The following is a 17,433-nucleotide window of genomic DNA, read 5'->3' on the forward strand; positions in this document are numbered from 1 at the left end:
GTCACGATCGGCGTGCCGAGCAGCACGGGGAGCACCAGCAGCGGCCGGTCAAGAGCGCCGAGCCCCTCGTAGGTCAGCACCCCGACGCGAAAGGGGGGCGGCGATCCGGTCCGGATCGCCGCCCCCTTTGCAGCTTCTCGCCTGAGGGTCTCGCCGTCAGTCGCAGGTGACCTCGTCCTCGGCGGCCGTGCTGCCGTCAAGGTCGTCAAGGCCGCCGTCGCCACCGCCGCCGCCACTGCCGTCGGCACCGCCGTTGAGGCCGCTCACACCGGACCAGTCCGCACCGCCCATGACCAGTTCCAACTCATCGTCCAGCGACGGCTCCTCGACGGCTTCCGCGCTCTCCAGGGCCGAGGCCACGAGTTCGGCCTCCTCGGCCTGCTCAGGACCGTGGTAGACGGTGGTCGCTTCGGGGGCGCGCTCCTCGGGGTTCCCGGTGTCGGTGACGACGAAGCCCTCCTCCGTCAGAAGCGCCTCCACCTCGGAGCCCAAGCCGTCGATCCCGGTGTTGTTGAGGATCCGCAGGGAAACGTCCGAGGGCTCGGCCCCGTCGTCGTCGGGAGCCTCATCGTCCGAGCCCTCGTCATCGCCCCCCGTGGTCTCACCCGCGGCGACCGCCTCGAAGAGCTCGGTTGCGGCGGGCTCGTCGAGGTCCACCTTGTTCGGGTCGACCGGGTGGTCCAGGACCGGCGCGGTCACCATGTTCATCTCGCCGAGGTCGACCTCGCGCATGGCGATGGCGAGCTCGGTCATCTTGTCCAGGGTGAGACCGTCATCGGTCACCATGCTGTCGGTGACCGAGTCCAGGAAGCCGTAGAGGGTGGTGGGGCTGGTCAGGATGTCCCCGTCAGTGACCTCGCGCAGGATGGCGCCCATCATGCGCTGCTGGTTCTCAATACGCCCCAGGTCGCTGCCGGTCTCCGTACTGTCCCGGGAACGGGCCAGGCCCAGGGCCTGCTCACCGTCGAGCCTCTGCTTACCCGCATCCAGCTCCAAGTGGGCGTTCGGGTCGTCGACCGGCTCCGGGACGCACATCTCGACACCGCCGATGGTGTCCACGATGTTCTCGAAACCGGCGAAGTCCACCGTGACCATGTGGTCGAGGTGGATGCCGGTCACCGACTCCACCGTCTTGCCCTGGCAATCCATGCCGCCGTAGGTCATGGCGTGGTTGATCTGGTCGGCCCCGCCGCTCCAGCCGGCACCGTCGTCACTCGGATCGCACTGGGGGATCTCGACGAGGAGGTCGCGCGGCAGGTTGACCATCGTCACACCGCCCTGGTCGACGTCGATGCTGACGATCACGAGCGCGTCGGGACGGACCCCGTTCTCCTCGTTGTAGGCGGCGTTGTCCTCCGCGCGCTCGTCCGTCCCCAAGAGCAGGATGTTGTGCAGGCCGTCGACCTGGGCGGGGCGGTCGCCCCAGGCGTCCTGGTCAACGTCGGCGGTCTCCATACCGAGGATGCCCTGGGTGGCCGTGTAGACGGCCAGACTCCCGGCGATAACCACACCGGTCAGGCCGCACGCCACCCATTTGCCAAGGCTCATCTTGGCGGAAGCTGCGGCCGAAGACACGTTTCTTGGGGCCAAGAGGGCACCTGCGATCCGATCTGGGGCACTTGGAGAAGGGGTCCGACCGGGGGAACCGCCTGAGGGGGTGCGACGGCGCGGACCAGGGTGTCGACGGTGACGTTCCCTGACCGCCCGGATGGTACCGGAAGAGCACACTCCGTGTCAGATCGAGCGCTTCGGACACTCATTCCGTCCCCGGGAACGTGGTCAGCAGGGGGTATCCTCGCCCTCCTCCGCGGTGACACCGTCGAGATCGTCGGTGACGGAGAGGTCGGTGTCGGCGGAGGACTCACCACCGAAACCGTTCCAGTCCGCGCCCGCGACCAACTCCAGGGTCTGCTCAAGGCCCTCCACCTCCTCGGTCTGGGCGTTCTCGAGGGACCCGGCGAGCAGTTCGGCCGCGGCCTCGTCGTCCGGGCCGTGGTAGACCGTGGTGGCCTCGGGGGCGCGGACGTCGGGGTTTCCCGTCCCGGTGACCACGTAGTCCTCCTGCACCAAGACGGTCTGGATCTCCAGGGCGAGCCCTTCGATGCTGGTGTTGTTCACCACCTCGACCGTGATGTCGGAGGGATCGACCGCACTCTCGTCGGCTTCGTCATCGCCCTCTGAGCCTTCGCCGTCGCCCCCGTTGAGTTCGACACCCGCGTTGATGGCGTCGAACAGCTCCGAGGCGGCGGGCTGGTCCATGGCGATCCGGTTCTCGTCCTCGGGGTGGGCCCCGTTGGGGACCGTGACGAACTGGACCCGGTCCAGGTCCACCTCGCGCATGGAGATCGCGATGTCCGTCATGGTCTCGACGGTCAGTTCCTCGTCGGTGGTGATCGAGTCGGTCACCGCGCCGAGGAAGTTCGTGATGGTGACGGGGTTGGTCATGACGTCACTGCTGAGGACTTCCCGCAGCATCGCGCCCATGAACTCCTGTTGCCGGTCGATCCGGGACAGGTCGCTGCCGTCGCCCTGGCCGTAACGGGAGCGCACGAAACCGAGCGAGTCCTCACCGTCCAGGGTCTTGAGCCCAGCGTCAAGCTCCAGGTGGGCTTGGGGGTCGTCGATGGGCTCGGGGATGCACATCTCCACGCCGCCGATGGAGTCCACCATGTCCCTGAAGCCGATGAAGTCCATCAGGAGGAAGTGGTCCAGGTGTACCCCGGTGGCCTGTTCCACTGTGTTCCACTGACAGCCCACTCCGCCGAAGTTCATGGCGGAGTTGATCATGCCCGAGTGAGGGCTCATGCCTTCGTAACCCTCGGCGGCCTCGCAGGCCGGCAGGTCCACCATGAGGTCGCGGGGCAGGTTCACCAGGGTGGCGGCGCCGCTGTCCACGTTGATGCTGGCGATGAGCATCGTGTCGGGGCGCTCGCCCTCGACCTCCCCGTACTCGGCGTTTTCACCCGAGCGCTCGTCCGAGCCGATGATGAGCACGTTCATCACGCCCTCGACACTCGTGGGGCGGTCCCACTCGTCGGTGTCCACCTGGGCGGTCGTGATGTTGCCGATCAGCCCTTGGTACCAGCCGTAGCCGCCGAGGCTCGCGATGATCGCCACCGCGGTGACGGCACAGGCGATCCACTGAGCGGTGGACATCCGGACGGCGCCGAGCGCGCCGGAGCTACGGGGGGCGGAGCGTTTTCCAGCCATGCGAACCTTCGAGGGTGCGTAAGAGACCTAGGGGCGGGGTCAGGGCGTCCAGAGGTGCTTCCACGCGCGCTGGGGGAAGGAACCCGGACCGGGGCCGCGGCTCCGGAGGGTGGCGCCGTGACCGGATGCTAACAGCAGGCCGGAGGGGGTGCGCACCGCGTGCGTCACGTTCCGAACAGGATCCGGAACGCCTTGTGAGAGCTCAGTAACGAGTCGCGATGGTCCCCGCGGCGCGGTCGTGCAGACCGCGGGTGTCCCGGTCGTAGACCACCGCGGGAATCACCAGGCACAACAGGAAGGTCCGCACGGCCATCGAGGCGAACCAGGGCCAGGAGCGCTCGCCGGTGGCCGTGATACCGACGCCGACGATCCGCCGCCCGATCGTTGTACCGAACAGGGTCAGCAGGACGATGCTCATCCCGGCGAACACCACGAACGTGGACAGAGCGGTGAAGTTGGTCAGGGCCAGGGCCTCCTGCTCCCCTCCCCCGGCCGCCGCGGCCGACAGGTCCTGGCCGATCAGGCCGAGGTTGAGCGCGCCCGCGACGAGCATGGTGGCCAGGCCCCAGTCCAGGGCGAGGCCGACGAGGCGGCGCGTGACACCGGGAACCGAACCGGTCCCGCTCTCGGGCAGGCCGAGCCGGTTGCCCCGGTACGTGAAATCGTCTTCGGGGGGCGCGGGGGCTCCGCTCCGGCTCTTGTCGCTCATGCCTTTCACGTTATCGGCACCTCCGCACCTTCCGCGCGCGGGCCCGCCCTCCCGTGCGCGGGCCCGCGCGAGCACTGTGACATGCGAGGGAAGACAGCGTGGGACCGGTCACACTCAGGGCCGGACGACGGTCCGATTTCCGCCGCAAACAGGCGGAACCACCGGGCCGGAGGCGTTGGTCTGCGGAAACGCGGGACTCCGTAACATGCAAGAAACAATCGAGACATGGCGTGGAAACCGCGCCCTTCTAGCTTCGTTAACGAAGCCGGGAGACGGTGTGCGGTTCGAGGCGTCCGCGATGGAGCGGACCGAACCCGCCGTCTCAGCTACCTGCACGGAGGTTCCGTTTTGTTCAGCAGCGTCGACGAGGTTCTCGCCTTCATCCGAGACGAGGGTGTCGAGTTCCTCGACGTCCGGTTCACGGACCTGTTCGGAGGAGTGAACCACGTTACCCTCCCGATCGAGAACGTGGACGAGTCCACGTTCACCGATGGTCAGATGTTCGACGGTTCCTCGATCCGCGGCTTCCAGGCCATCCACGAGTCCGACATGCTGCTGCTCCCCGACCTGAGCACCGCAGTACTGGACCCGTTCCGCAAGTACAAGACGCTGAACATGACGTTCTTCGTCCACGACCCGCTCACGCTGGAGTCGTACAGCCGCGACCCCCGCAACGTCGCCCGCAAGGCCGAGGCCTTCCTCAAGGGCTCGGGCGTGGCCGACACCGCCTTCTTCGGCCCCGAGGCCGAGTTCTACATCTTCGACGACGTCAAGTTCGAGACGCGTGCGAACACCGGCTACTACGAGATCGACTCCATCGAGGGCGCCTGGAACACCGGCTCCGCGATCGAGGGCGGCAACCGCGGCTACCGTCCGCGCTTCAAGGGCGGCTACTTCCCCGTCGAGCCGGTCGACCACTACAGCGACCTGCGCTCCGACATGGTGAAGAGCCTCATCAAGTCCGGCATCGAGGTCGAGCTCCAGCACCACGAGGTCGGCACCGCGGGCCAGGCCGAGATCGGCATCAAGTTCGGCACGCTGCTCCAGCAGGCCGACCGAGTGCAGCTGTACAAGTACATCGTCAAGAACGTCGCCAACGAGGCGGGCAAGACCGCCACGTTCATGCCGAAGCCCCTGTTCGGCGACAACGGATCCGGCATGCACTGCCACCAGAGCCTGTGGAAGGACGGCGAGCCGCTGTTCTTCGACGAGTCCGGCTACGGCCAGCTCTCCGACACGGCCCGCTACTACATCGGCGGTCTGCTCAAGCACGCGTCGGCCCTGCTGGCCTTCACCAACCCGACGGTGAACTCCTACCACCGCCTGGTGCCGGGCTACGAGGCCCCGATCAACCTGGTCTACAGCCAGCGGAACCGTTCGGCCTGCATCCGCCTGCCGCTCACGGGTTCCAACCCCAAGGCCAAGCGCATCGAGTTCCGCGTGCCGGACCCGTCGGCCAACCCGTACCTGGCCTTCTCCGCCATGCTGATGGCGGGCCTGGACGGCATCAAGAACAAGATCGAGCCGCCGGAGCCGGTCGACAAGGACCTCTACGAGCTGCCGCCGGCCGAGGCCCAGGCCATCGAGACGGTCCCCCCGTCCCTGGACGAGGCCCTGGAGGCCCTGGAGGACGACCACGAGTTCCTGCTCGAGGGCGGTGTCTTCACCAAGGACCTGATCGAGACCTACATCGAGTTCAAGCGCACCGAGGAGATCGACTCTCTGCGCCTGCGCCCGCACCCGCGTGAGTTCGAGCTCTACTACGACATCTAAGAGCACCCCCTCGGGGCCGGTATCCGTTCGGATGCCGGCCCCGAGTCGGTTCCGGGGCCGCCGGTGCTCCCGTGCACTTGGAACCGAGCCGCGCGGTCCGAGCGCGGGCCGGACGGCTACCGTTGACGCGTGGCTAGGGACGGAAGAACCAACATGACAGCAGGCGCGCTCGCCAGGAAGGGCTTCAGCGACAGTGTGCGTGCCCTGAAGCTGGTGGCGGAGGCGGGTCTGGACGCCCAGACCGACACCGACGTCATCAGCGCCCTCGCGGCCGCACCCGACCCGGACCAGGCCCTCTTGGGTCTGCTCCGGCTGTTGGAGGCCACCTCCGAACCGGACGAGGTACTCGTCGCGCTGCGGGAGGAACGGGACCTGCGGGCCCGACTGTGCCTGATCCTGGGCGCCAGCACGGCGCTCACCGACCACCTGGTCCGCCACCCCGGTGACTGGCGCGAGCTTCGCGGCGCCGACGCCGCGCGCACCCCCGCACCTGAGGAGTTGCGCCGGGGGATGCTGCACACCGTGGGCGCGCAGCCCGACGACACCGCGCCCGTCGCCGACCTCGCCCTGGGTGAGGCCGGCGGCGAGCCGTCCGCGGTGTTGCGGCACACGGTGCGGGTGGCCTATCGCAGGAGGGTCCTGCGCCTGGCCGGGCGCGACCTGACCGGTTTGAACACCGTCGACGAGGTCGCCGCCGAGCTGGCAGACCTGGCCGCCGCCACGCTGGACGCGTCGTTGGCGGTAGCCCGGGCCGAGGCGCCCGAGGACGCGGCGCTGTGCCGCCTGTCCGTGATCGGCATGGGCAAGTGCGGCGGCCGGGAGCTGAACTACGTCAGCGACGTGGACGTGGTGTTCGCGGCCGAACCCGCCGTGGACCCCGGCGGGGACCCCGTGGACGAACAGGAGGCGATGCGCGCGGCGACCCGACTGGCCACGGCGATGATGCGGATCCCGTCGGAGACCGACGCCGAGGGCACCCTGTGGGAGGTCGACCCCGCGCTGCGCCCCGAGGGAAAGAACGGCCCCCTGGTCCGGCCGCTGTCCGGACACCTGGCCTACTACGAGCGATGGGCGAAGACCTGGGAGTTCCAGGCGCTGCTCAAGGCCCGCCCGATCGCCGGTGACGTGGCCTTGGGCAAGGCCTACACCGAGGCGATCTCGCCCCTGGTGTGGGAGGCCTCCGGGCGCAAGGACTTCGTGGAGGACGTACAGGCGATGCGCCGCCGAGTGGTGGCGCACATCCCGGCGGGCCAGACCGAGCGCGAGCTCAAGCTGGGCGCCGGCGGCCTGCGCGACATCGAGTTCTCCGTCCAGCTGCTCCAGCTGGTGCACGGGCGCTCCGACGACCGCCTGCGTTCAGGCAACACCCTCCAAGCACTGGCCTCGCTGTCCGAGTACGGCTATGTGGGGCGGCGCGACGCGGCCGGGCTGTCCGACGCCTACCGGTTCCTGCGCCGGGTGGAGCACCTGCTGCAGCTGGAGCGGTTGCGCCGTACCCACCTCATGCCCGACCCGGCGAGCCCCGACGGCCCCGCGCAACTGCGCCAGCTGGGCCGGGGCCTGGGCTTCACTGCCGACCCCGTGCGCGAGCTCACCGACGCCCGCAAACGGGTGTCGGCGGAGGTACGCCGCCTGCACGAGAAGCTCTTCTACCGGCCGCTGTTGAACGCGGTGGCCAAGCTGCCGGAGGACGAGATCCGCCTCTCCCCCGACCAGGCCGTGGAGCGGCTGGGCGCCCTGGGGTTCGCGGATCCGCGCGGCGCACTGCGGCACTTGGAGTCGTTGACGTCGGGGCTGTCCCGGCGGGCGTCGATCCAGCGCACGCTGCTGCCGGTGATGCTGGGCTGGTTCGCGGACGCCCCCGACCCGGACGCGGGCCTGCTGGGGTTCCGGCAGGTCAGCGACACCCTGGGCACCACCCCTTGGTATCTCCGGCTGCTGCGCGACGACGTCCGGGTGGCCGAGCGGATGGCGTGGCTGCTGGGGACGAGCCGTTACGTGACCGAGTTGCTGCTCCGTGCGCCGGAGGCGGTGGCGACCCTGGCCAACGACGCGGACCTGCGGCGGCGGGAGAACCGGACGCTGGCCGCGGAGGCCGACGCCGCGCTGCGCCGCTACGACTCCCCTGAGGAGGCGGTGTCGGCGGTGCGCGCGCTGCGCCGCCGCGAGCTGCTGCGCACGGCCGCCGCGGACCTGCTGGGAGTGTCGCCAGTGGAGGAGGTCGGTACCGCGCTGACCGATATCGCCGCGGTCACCATCGACGCCGCACTGCGCGCCGCCCGCGCCAAGGTCGTGGCCGATGCGGGTGGTGCGGAGCTCACCCGGGTGTGCGTGGTGGCCATGGGCCGGTTCGGCGGCGGTGAGCTCACCTATGCGAGCGACGCCGACGTGATGTACGTCCACGACCCGCTGCCCGGGGTGGACACGGGCGCGGCCACCAAGCAGGCCATGGCCGTTGTGCGGGAGTTGGCCCGGCTGCTGGAGATGCCCGCCGCCGAGCCGCCTCTCAAGGTCGACACGGACCTGCGGCCGGAGGGCAGGAGCGGGCCGGTGGTGCGCACACTGGACTCGTACGCCGTCTACTACGGCCGCTGGTCGCAGGTGTGGGAGAGCCAGGCGCTGTTGCGTGCCCGGCCGGTCGCGGGCGACCAGGACCTGTGCCGGGCGTTCACCGCGCTCATCGACCCGCTGCGCTACCCGTCCGGTGGGATCGACGCGTCCGCCGTGCTGGAGATCCGCAAGCTGAAGGCGCGGATGGAGGCCGAGCGGCTCCCGCGCGGGGCCGATCCGACCCTGCACACCAAGCTGGGCCGGGGCGGGCTCTCGGACGTGGAGTGGGTGGCCCAGTTGGTACAGCTGCGCCACGCGCACGAGTATCCGGACTTGCGCACAACCGGAACCCTGGAGGCGTTGGAGGTGGCGATCGCGCACGGGCTGCTGGCCGCAGACGACGGCGTGACCCTGGAAGAGGCGTGGCGGTTGGCCTCCCGGGTGCGCGGAATGGTGATGCTCGTACGCGGCCGAGGCGGGGACTCGATCCCCTACGACCTGCGGGTGCGCGCCGCGCTGGCGGAGGCCATGGGGTACGGGAGCGGCGGGGACGACGAAGAGGAGGACGGGCCTGAGCCGGAGGGCCCCGCGGAGCAGCTGACCGAGTCCTACCTGCGGGCCACCCGCAGGGCGCGCACGGTCATGGAGCGTACGTTCTACGACGACTGACCCCGATGGTCTTGCCCCCAGCTCCACCCTCGAGCGCCGAGGGTTGAGACAGGCGAGATCACGGCGGAACTGCGGAGGGCACCCCCGCGCCGGAGGAGTGTGGCGCGGGGGTGCCCGTGGTCGGGCCGGGGAGTGGACGGCCCTGGGGATGGTTCAGTGGTGGAAGGTCAGCTCCCAAGGGTCCGGTATCGGGGGGTCCGGCACCGGGAGCCGGGGTGGACGGTCAGTCCTCGCCCCAGGTGACGGAGGTTTCGGGACCGACCCGGTTGTCGCCGGGCTCCCACTCGGGTTCGCCGCCGTCCGACACCTTGACGAGCTTCCACTCGGTGTCCTCGTCGATGGTGACGTCACCCGTCCACTCGGGGTAGGAGGACTCGTCGGTGCTCAGCGGAGCGCCGTCCTCCGGGTTCCAGGAACCCAGGTCCGAGGTGGAGCCGACGACGTGCACTTCCTGGCCGGGCTCGGTCTCGACGGTGGCGGTGAGGGTCTCCGGGTCGCCCGGGTCGCCGCCGCCGTTGTCACAGTCCTCCTCGCATTCGCCGCCCACGTGCACGGCGAGGGCGCCGTCGGCGGGGACGCTCGCGGTGATCTGGCCGCCGGACACGGTGGCGACGCCGGAACCGGCGGCGTTGTCGTAGGTGCCGTCCGGCAGCGAGGTCTCGGCCGTCAGGTCCCATCCGTCGTCGGAGGCGTTGAAGGCGGCGAAGCCCTCCTCTCCCCGGTCGAAGGCCACACGGGAGGAACCGTCCTCGGCGCGTTCGGTCAGGTCGGTACCGTCCACCGCGTTGCGGAAGGACACCATGCCGGTGACGGTCTCGTCCCGGTGCTCGCAGATCCACTCGTCGCTGGAGCAGTCGGTGTCCTCGGTGAGCCAGCCCGCGGGGTTGCCGTCGGCCTCACCGGTGCTGGGCGGCCCCTCGGCGTCGTTGCCGTCGAAGTCGTAGCTCGACATCACCACGGGGGTTCCGTAGGGGTGGGCGAGCATGAAGGCGGTGGCGAGGTAGTAGCGCTCGCCGTCGACGTAGGTGAGGGTGGGCTCGTAGCGCTGGGTGTCGTGGTTGTCGACGAAGACGACCGCCTCGTCCGCGGTGAGCTCCCCTGGGTCGGAGATGTCGGTCAGGTCGGCGATGTTGCCGTCGGCGAAGCTCGACGCGATGTCGCGCTTGTAGTCGAAGTTGGTGACCTGGCCGTAGGGCGTGTACGCGGTATAGGGGATGGTCTCGTCCCCGTAGACCTCGTGGAAGACGTGCGGCTCCCCGCCGAAGCCGGGTACCTCGTCGAGCGCGTCCATGATGACGCCCATGTCGTCCTCAGGGATGTGCTTGGAGGCGTCCACCCGGAAGCCCGCGACACCGAGGCCGATCAGCTCGTTCATGTACCGGATGATCTGGTCCTGGACGTCGGAGTCACCGGTGTCCAGGTCGGCCAGGTCCAGGAGCTGGCAGTTCTGGACCTCCTCCTTGTCGTCCCAGTTCTCGATGGTGTCGTAACAGGGGCCGAAGTCCTCGTAGGTGTAGGCCGCTTCACCGTCCCCGAACAGGTCCGGGTACTCGTACTGCTCCCATTCGGTCCCAGCACTGCCCGGGAGCGATTCCTCCTGGGGGCCGGTCATGTGGTTGATCACGGCGTCGACGTAGATCCGCACGTCGTTGTCGGCGCAGGTCTCGACCATGTCCTCGAAGTCTTCGGCGGTGCCGCGCCGGGTGTTGTCGATCTGGTAGGAGACCGGCTGGTAGTCCTGCCACCAGGGGTAGTTGCCGCCTTCGGAGAACGGCACCACCACGTGTTCCTGGGGCGGGGAGACCTGAACTCCTCCGTAACCGTTGGGGCCGAGGTAGTCGGCGCACTCGTCGGCGACGGAGTCCCAGGTCCACTGGAACAGGTGGACGATGGTGTCGCCCGTGTCCTCCTGGAGGGTTCCGCTGGCCGGACTGGTGGCGGAGACGGGTTCGGCGTCTTGCGGGGTGGTGAGGCCGGGAACCGCTAGCAGGCCGGCTCCCAGCACTGCAGCTCCGGCGATGACGCCGAGTCGGGTTGTTCTCATGTGTACTCCTTGGGGGGAGGTCCACGGTGGGGCCGCACTGCCCCACCGACGCCCTCTTGCAGAACTTGCAAGAGTTTGCGTTGGAGTGACGAACGTAACAGACCAGACTCCGCTTGTGAACAACAGATTTCCCGCTCTTTAACGCATACACCCCGGGAAGATCAATGAAAGAGCCTGCAAGGACCGCAAGCACTCGGCAAAAAAGGACACGAAAAAGCCGGTGGCGGACCGGATGTGCTCCGATCCGCCACCGGCGGGAACCCGTGCGGGCGGGTGCGGGCCGCGCCCCGCGGAAGGCGCGCCCGAGAGCGGCTACCAGAAGACGGCGAGGCCGATGTTGACGATGGCGAGGACACCGGCGACGACGGCCAGGTTGGTGGCGGGCTTGCGCACGTTCATGATGCCGAGCACCACGATGGCCAGGGAGACGACGAGCTTGACCCCGATCTTCATGTGGTCGATGTCGGCCAGGTCCGCCATCTCGGCGACGCCGACCAGCAGCACACCGGTGACCAGCTGGAGCAGGGAGCTGTGCAGGAGGACCTTGGTGGCCTTGAGGTTGTCGGTCATCAGCTGCATCAGGAAGCCGGCGATGATGCCGGCCAGACCGAGCATGTGCAGGAAAACGAGCGCGGAGTAGAGAAAGTCCATACCAACACACTACTACGCCCTGTAGTTGTTCATCTCGCTTTACTGACGCCCTGACGTAACAAATCAGACAACCCATGCAGAGTCCGCGTCTCGCCGCATATCACCCCCGCTTGAACGCCCTCCGCTGCCGCCACACGAGCCACACGAGCACGGCCAGCATCCCCACTCCCGCCGCGCGGAGCAGCCCTTCGCGGTCGACCATGGCCCCCACACGGGAGAACACCGTCTGATCGCCGACCCGGAGGGTGTCGCTGGCGCACGCCGCGGGTTCCCCGTCCCGGTCGAGCAGCAGGCAGGCGGTACTCACCAAGCGATGCCCCGCCTCCGCGTCCTCGGGCACACGACCGCGCACCGTGTAGACGGCCTCGTCGTCCTCCGGAACGTCCACCCGCCAGTTGGCCACGCCCTCCTCGAGCAGGCCCGACTCCTCCACGGCGACCGCCTCCAAGGATTCGGGCACGTTCTGGGCGAGCAGCCCGTCCTCGACCGGAGCCTCGCCACTGTTGGCGACGGTCACCCGGTAGACGACCTCCTCCCCCGGCAACGGCGGCTGTTCTCCACCGGACAGGGCCAACCCCACGAGTGCCCCGTCGCTGCCCTCGGAGAGCACGTCGGGCAGTTCCTGTTCACCTCCTGTGTCCCGTTCGCTTCCCGCGCCCTCCTCGTCCGCTGCGGCGGGAGGTGCGCACAGCACCGCGACGGCCAGGCCCGAGACCACCCAACCGGGCCCGCGAACGAACCATCCCCGGCGCACGGACTCTCTCTTGCGCACGCCCCGCCGTCCGGTCCCGCAAGCGACCAGAGTCATCCCACGCCTCCTTGACGTTCGCCCTGTGACACTTCAAGACAACTACGCGTGATCACGCCTCAGTGCGCGATGACACGCCCCTAGCCAGCGGAAACCACACCCGTCCTACGCCGGCGGGCGGGGTCTTAGGGGTCCGGTGGGCCGTCTTAGCGGTTCTGGTCCACCCATCTCGGCCGATGGGGCGCGAAACACGGATTCCGTCCGATGCGGCCGCGGCCCGCTTAGCAGGATCGTGATGGTCACGAGGGCGGAACAACGGTTCCGCCACATCCGAGAAGAAGGACTGCCGTGTTCCACCCCGACCTGATCCACAGTGACCACCGCGTCTCCCAGACCGCCATCCGGGACGGCGAGCAGCGCCGCGAGGCCCTCAAGGCGCGCGCCGAGAAGCGTGAGCGCCGCCGCGCGGAGCGCCGCGCCCGACGCCGGACGGGCACCTGACCCCACCGCCGAGGGGACGACATAATGACCGTCATGCCCCTCCTACCCGAGTCCGCACCGCATCTCGTCGGCCGCGAGGAGGAGCTCCGCCTCCTCAACGAACACGCCCGGCGCTGCCACACCGGGGCCGCGGCCGCCTTGGTCCTCGGTGGTGACGCCGGGATCGGCAAAACCCGACTGATCCAGGAGTTCGCCGCGACCCGCCCGCCGGGGAGCGTGTTCGTCGGCGGCTGCCTGGAACTCGGGGTGGACGGCCTGGCCTACGCACCGTTCACGGCGATCCTCCGCCAGATCCTGTGCGAACGCGGACGGGCACCCTTCGAAGCGGCGGCACCGGCCACCGCCCAGGGAACGACAGCGCCCGCCACCACGGAACTGGCCAGGATCCTGCCCGAGCTGGGCAGCCTCCCCGAGGGGCGCCCCGAGTCCAGGGCCGTCCTCTTCGACCAGGTACTCCACCTGATACGCCATACCGCCGGCGAGGACGGAGCGACCCTGGTCCTGGAGGATCTGCACTGGTCCGACGGCGCCACCCTCGACCTGCTGGTCTTCCTCGTGCGCAACCTGGACAGGCCCGGCGTCCAGATCATCACCACCCACCGCACCGAAGACCTCGACAACGCGCACCCGCTGCGCCGCCTCCTGCCCGAACTCGGACGCCTGCCCGAGGTGGCCCGGCACGACCTGGCCCCGCTCAGCAGGGCGGAGGTGGGCCGCCAAGCACACGCCCTCGCCGGGGGCGGGCTCTCCGTCGAGCAAGTGGACGAACTCCACCGGCGCAGTGACGGCATCCCGCTGTACGTGGAGGCGCTGGCAACGGCCATGACCGGTGCGGAGGCCACCGGTGCCACTGATCCCACCGGCACCTCGGGTATCACCGGAGCCGCAGGGACCGGGCCCTCCGGAAGCTCCGGAGTCCCCGTACCCGAACGGTTCCGGGACCTCCTGCTGGGGCCCGTGCACAGCCTGGATCCGGTCTCGGCAGAGGTCCTGAGAGTCGCCTCGGTGGGTGCGGTCTCGGGCGAAGTGGGCCATACCGCCCTGGGTCGCGCCGCCGGCTTCACGGAGAACGACCTCGAGGGTGCGCTGCGAACCTTGGTCGACACCGCCCTGCTCCGGATGAGCGGGGACGGCTACCGTTTCCGGCACGCCCTCCTGCGCGACGCCGTGTACGGGACGCTGCTCCCCGGTGCCCGGGTGCGCCTGCACCTGCGCTTCGCCGGTGACATCGAGGAGCACCGCGAATCGGTGCCCCGGGAGCGGCACGCCGCCGAGCTGGCCCACCACTACCAAGCCGCCCACGACCTGCCGCGTGCCCTGCGAACGGCCTGGGCCGCGGCGCTCCAAGCCGAGGGGGCCCTGGCCCACGACGAACAGCTGGGCCTACTCGACCGGGTGCTCGACCTCTGGGAACGGGTGCCCGGCGCACGCGAGCTGGTCGGCGGCACCGGGCTTCCCGAGGTGTACGCGGCCGCGGCACTTGCCGCGCTGCAGTGCGGTCGGCCCGGGCGCGCCGGGGAGCTCTGCGACGAGGGCCTGGCCCGTGTCTCCGAGGAAGGCGCGGACGCCGAGGACGACCGGACTCTGACCGTGCGCGCGGTACTGCTGCGCTGCCGGGGCCAGGCCCGGACCCACCGGGTGGCCGAGGGTGCCGCGACCGACCTTGCCGAGGCCCTCCGCCTGCATCCGCCGCACATGCCCGGCTACGGCCGCATGCTGTCCATCGTGGCCAGGGAGAGCATGTTCCGGCCCAGCGAGACCCTGGGCCTGGGCCGGTCCGCGGTGTCGCTCGCGGAGGAGGCCCACGAGGTCGCGCACCGCACCGGTGACCGCGGTGCGCAGGCCGCGGCCTTGGTCACTCTCGGGTCGGTCCAGATGAGCCGGGGCAGCACCGAGGCGGGGCACGCGACACTGACTCGGGCCATAGCCCTGAGCAAGGAGATCGGCGACTCGGCCATGGAGGCCCGGGCCAGCGGCAACCTGGCGCACTACGTCCGGGAACAGGCGGGGCACCAGGAGGCTCTCGACCTGCTGGAGCAGTCGCTGGCGTACCAGCGGGAGCGGGGACCCGCCAACCTCCACAGCAGCTTCAACTTCCAGAACCGCGCCGAAACACACTTCGAACTCGGCTCCCTGGGACGTGCTCTCACGTTGGTGGAGGAGGCTCTGCCGCGGACGCCCACACCGATGCACCGGGTGTTCCTGTTGACCGTCCGGGCACGGACCGCCGTCGCCCTGGGAGATCTGCCGACCGCCAGGTCCAGCCTCGACCACTCGGACCTGGTGCTCGCTTGGGAGAGCGTGGAACGGATGGACGAGAACGCGCTCCTGAGTGTGGAGCGCCTGGACCAGGCCCAACTGGTGGTGACGGCCCACCTTGAAGTCCTTCTGGCCGAGGGTGACTTGGCCGGAGCCCGGGACCGGGCCGGCGAGGCCCTGTCCCGGCTGGGGTTCGCCGACTCCCCCGGGTACGGGTGGACCTTGGTGGACCTGCTCGCGGAGGTGGTCCGGCGGAGCGGCCCCCGCGCACGTGACCTGCACGCACGGGTCGGGGCAGCCGTGGCGGGTATGCCGGTGCACGGCCCGGTCCAAACGGCCGCCCGAGCCTCCGCCCTGGCCCGGCTGGCCGAAGGCGTCGAACCCGGGGAATCGGTCCTGTCCGCGTGGCGGACGGCCGTGGCGGCGTGGCTGGGCGCCCCGGTTCCCATCCCCCTGGCCTGGGCCCGGCTCCGAGCGGCACGGGCCGCTCTGGCCGTGGGCGGCCAACGAGCCGCCGCCCGATCCGAAGTGCGGGCGGCACACGAGGCAGCTGAGCGGTACGGGGCGGTGAGCTTGGGCCTGGCCGCGGCCGACCTGGCCCGGCGGATTGGACTCCCGTTCGACGGCGGGGGCGGTGACACCAGCGGGAACGGCACGAACGCCGCGGCTGGCACGCCCGCCGAAGACTCCTCGGTGGGCCCTGAGCACTCTGGCAGCCCGGTGGCGGCCCCTTCCGGTCTCACCCCGCGAGAGGTGGAGGTCCTGCGGTTGCTCGCCCAAGGACTGAGCAACGCGGGGATCGCGACGGAACTGTTCGTCAGTCCCAAGACCGCCAGCGTGCACGTCTCCAACATCCTCGCCAAACTCGGCGTCCCCAACCGGGCCACCGCGGGAGCCCGGGCCAGGGAGTTCGGCCTGGGCTGACCACTGCACGGGCACCTGCCTGAGCGGGGTCTTAGCGCCTGGTGACAAAGGGGGTTTGGTTGCCCTGCCCTTGGGGTGTGCCGTTTTCCGCGCGGGTGGGAAGTCCGCGTGGGTGGGAAGTCCGCGCGGGTGGGAAGTCCGCGCGGGTGGGAAGTCCGCGCGGGTGGGAAGTCCGCGCGGGTGGGAAGTCCGCGCGGGTGCGTTCGGTCCTGCGTGGCCGTGGGGTTCCCTGCGGGTGCGGGTTGCCCCGTTTCCTGCCGCTTGATGGTGGCCGTCTCCGCTGCGCGCGTCAAGGTCGTCGCCATCGAGCGCTTCGCGCGTCGGTGGCGCTCCACCTTGACCCGCTTCGCTGCGACGGCGGGTCGGCGGCTGTCAGGAAACGGGGGGCGTGTGGTCGGGGCGGCGACGGGACCGGCCTCCGGCCGGGAACGGCCCCGAGCCTGCGGCCCGGTCCGGCCGTGGCCGGCCGGATTCCTTCCCGTGGGTCTGGTTGTGTCGGCAGACGTGTCGCAATCCAGTGGCCAGTGGGCGACGAAGGGCCCGATCAGGTGGGGGCGGGTGGTCGGGCGCGTCCCACCGGTCTTGCGGCTCGGTGGGTGGACCGGTCGGGGCGGGGTGGTGCCGGTGAACCGGTCGGGTGTGGGTTCCAGGGCATCGACCCCCCTGCTGGAGTCATTTTGGGCACCGAGAATGCCTCCAGGGAGGGGGTTCACTGGCCCCGGGTGCTTCCGGGAGGGGGCTCGGCGCCCCAGGCGCCCCCATGTGGGGGGGGGTAGCGGGCGCCCCCGGTGGGCGCCCCACACGGAGGCAGCCCCGCTGTCCGAAACCGGCCCGGCGAAGATGACCGCTGCGTCCGAAACCGGTTCATCCCCGATGATCTTGCCCCCAGCTCCACCCTCGGCCGTCGAGGGTTGAGACAGGGGCAAGATCATCGTTGGAAAGGGGGCCCACCCCTGACCGAAAGACCGGTGGGACGCGCCCAGCCACCCGCCCGGCCTAATCGGGCCCTTCGTCGCCGACCGGTCACTGGATTGCGACGCGCTGACCGATCAAGCCAGACGGACGGGCAGGAATCCGGCCGGCCACGGCCAGAGGGCCGGGGCACCCGGCCCACCGGGCCGCAGGTCCGGGGCCCGAAGGGCCCCTTCAGGGCCCCGACCACACGCCCCCGCCGAGTAGCCGGGGGGAATCTCACCCCCCGGCCCTCACAGATCCGTACGTGACAGTCTCCCGTCATACGGCTCTTATCACCTGATCACCAGGAACGCGGAGCGTGCACCGTCCACTCCCACTGCGCGAAATAACGAGGCTGCCTTCTCACACCCTCATCCCACACACGCTGAGCTTTCTTCGCACCCCTCGACCGCTCGTACTTATTACGCATCCAACGCATCA

General features: G+C 69.9%; 10 protein-coding genes. 4 read left to right on the forward strand and 6 right to left on the reverse strand.

Annotated features, from left to right (window positions below; all coding sequences use genetic code 11):
• Positions 1 to 156 precede the first annotated feature (156 nt).
• From ACYVDG_RS04370 to ACYVDG_RS04380, 3 genes are all read right to left on the reverse strand, one after another.
• Complete coding sequence (locus tag ACYVDG_RS04370) at positions 157 to 1,548, reverse strand: LCP family protein (protein WP_460746989.1); 1,392 nt, start codon at positions 1,546 to 1,548, stop codon at positions 157 to 159.
• Between the two features lie 231 nt (positions 1,549 to 1,779).
• Positions 1,780 to 3,210, reverse strand: coding sequence for an LCP family protein (locus ACYVDG_RS04375; protein ID WP_460746990.1), 1,431 nt, complete (start codon positions 3,208 to 3,210; stop codon positions 1,780 to 1,782).
• A gap of 202 nt (positions 3,211 to 3,412) precedes the next feature.
• On the reverse strand, positions 3,413 to 3,919 hold the full coding sequence (locus ACYVDG_RS04380) for an RDD family protein (RefSeq protein ID WP_460746991.1): 507 nt from the start codon (positions 3,917 to 3,919) through the stop codon (positions 3,413 to 3,415).
• A gap of 348 nt (positions 3,920 to 4,267) precedes the next feature.
• Between ACYVDG_RS04380 and glnA the strand changes: the two genes are divergently transcribed.
• Together glnA and ACYVDG_RS04390 are read left to right on the forward strand one after the other, a co-directional pair.
• Positions 4,268 to 5,692, forward strand: coding sequence for a type I glutamate--ammonia ligase (glnA, locus tag ACYVDG_RS04385; RefSeq protein WP_460746992.1), 1,425 nt, complete (start codon positions 4,268 to 4,270; stop codon positions 5,690 to 5,692).
• Positions 5,693 to 5,845: 153 nt separating this feature from the next.
• A complete protein-coding gene (locus tag ACYVDG_RS04390) occupies positions 5,846 to 8,911 on the forward strand; it encodes a bifunctional [glutamine synthetase] adenylyltransferase/[glutamine synthetase]-adenylyl-L-tyrosine phosphorylase (protein ID WP_460746993.1) in 3,066 nt (1,021 codons plus the stop codon).
• 223 nt (positions 8,912 to 9,134) lie between these two features.
• Here the strand turns inward: ACYVDG_RS04390 and ACYVDG_RS04395 are convergent, their stop codons facing one another.
• The 3 genes from ACYVDG_RS04395 to ACYVDG_RS04405 all read right to left on the reverse strand — a co-directional run bounded on the left by ACYVDG_RS04395 (position 9,135) and on the right by ACYVDG_RS04405 (position 12,414).
• Positions 9,135 to 10,955 carry a carbohydrate-binding module family 20 domain-containing protein gene (locus tag ACYVDG_RS04395; protein WP_460746994.1) on the reverse strand — a complete coding sequence of 607 codons (1,821 nt, stop codon included), beginning with the start codon at positions 10,953 to 10,955 and terminating at the stop codon, positions 9,135 to 9,137.
• Between the two features lie 312 nt (positions 10,956 to 11,267).
• Positions 11,268 to 11,606, reverse strand: coding sequence for a hypothetical protein (locus ACYVDG_RS04400; RefSeq protein ID WP_460746995.1), 339 nt, complete (start codon positions 11,604 to 11,606; stop codon positions 11,268 to 11,270).
• Positions 11,607 to 11,706: 100 nt separating this feature from the next.
• Positions 11,707 to 12,414, reverse strand: a complete 708-nt coding sequence (locus ACYVDG_RS04405) for a hypothetical protein (RefSeq protein ID WP_460746996.1) — start codon at positions 12,412 to 12,414, stop codon at positions 11,707 to 11,709.
• A 288-nt stretch (positions 12,415 to 12,702) separates the two neighbouring features.
• Here ACYVDG_RS04405 and ACYVDG_RS04410 point away from each other — a divergent pair, with 288 nt between their 5' ends.
• The gene (locus ACYVDG_RS04410; protein ID WP_460746997.1) at positions 12,703 to 12,855 is read left to right on the forward strand and encodes a hypothetical protein; all 153 of its coding nucleotides are present in this window, start codon (positions 12,703 to 12,705) and stop codon (positions 12,853 to 12,855) included.
• Between the two features lie 33 nt (positions 12,856 to 12,888).
• Complete coding sequence (locus ACYVDG_RS04415) at positions 12,889 to 16,038, forward strand: helix-turn-helix transcriptional regulator (RefSeq protein ID WP_460746998.1); 3,150 nt, start codon at positions 12,889 to 12,891, stop codon at positions 16,036 to 16,038.
• The last annotated feature ends 1,395 nt before the right edge of the window (positions 16,039 to 17,433 follow it).

This window comes from Nocardiopsis oceani, from assembly GCF_054777395.1.

Coding starts and splice junctions, on each gene's coding strand:
- ACYVDG_RS04370 (WP_460746989.1), bottom strand. CDS start 1,548: ATGAGCCTTGGCAAATGGGTGGCGTGCGGCCTGACCGGTGTGGTTATC.
- ACYVDG_RS04375 (WP_460746990.1), bottom strand. CDS start 3,210: ATGGCTGGAAAACGCTCCGCCCCCCGTAGCTCCGGCGCGCTCGGCGCC.
- ACYVDG_RS04380 (WP_460746991.1), bottom strand. CDS start 3,919: ATGAGCGACAAGAGCCGGAGCGGAGCCCCCGCGCCCCCCGAAGACGAT.
- ACYVDG_RS04390 (WP_460746993.1), top strand. CDS start 5,846: ATGACAGCAGGCGCGCTCGCCAGGAAGGGCTTCAGCGACAGTGTGCGT.
- ACYVDG_RS04395 (WP_460746994.1), bottom strand. CDS start 10,955: ATGAGAACAACCCGACTCGGCGTCATCGCCGGAGCTGCAGTGCTGGGA.
- ACYVDG_RS04400 (WP_460746995.1), bottom strand. CDS start 11,606: ATGGACTTTCTCTACTCCGCGCTCGTTTTCCTGCACATGCTCGGTCTG.
- ACYVDG_RS04405 (WP_460746996.1), bottom strand. CDS start 12,414: ATGACTCTGGTCGCTTGCGGGACCGGACGGCGGGGCGTGCGCAAGAGA.
- ACYVDG_RS04415 (WP_460746998.1), top strand. CDS start 12,889: ATGCCCCTCCTACCCGAGTCCGCACCGCATCTCGTCGGCCGCGAGGAG.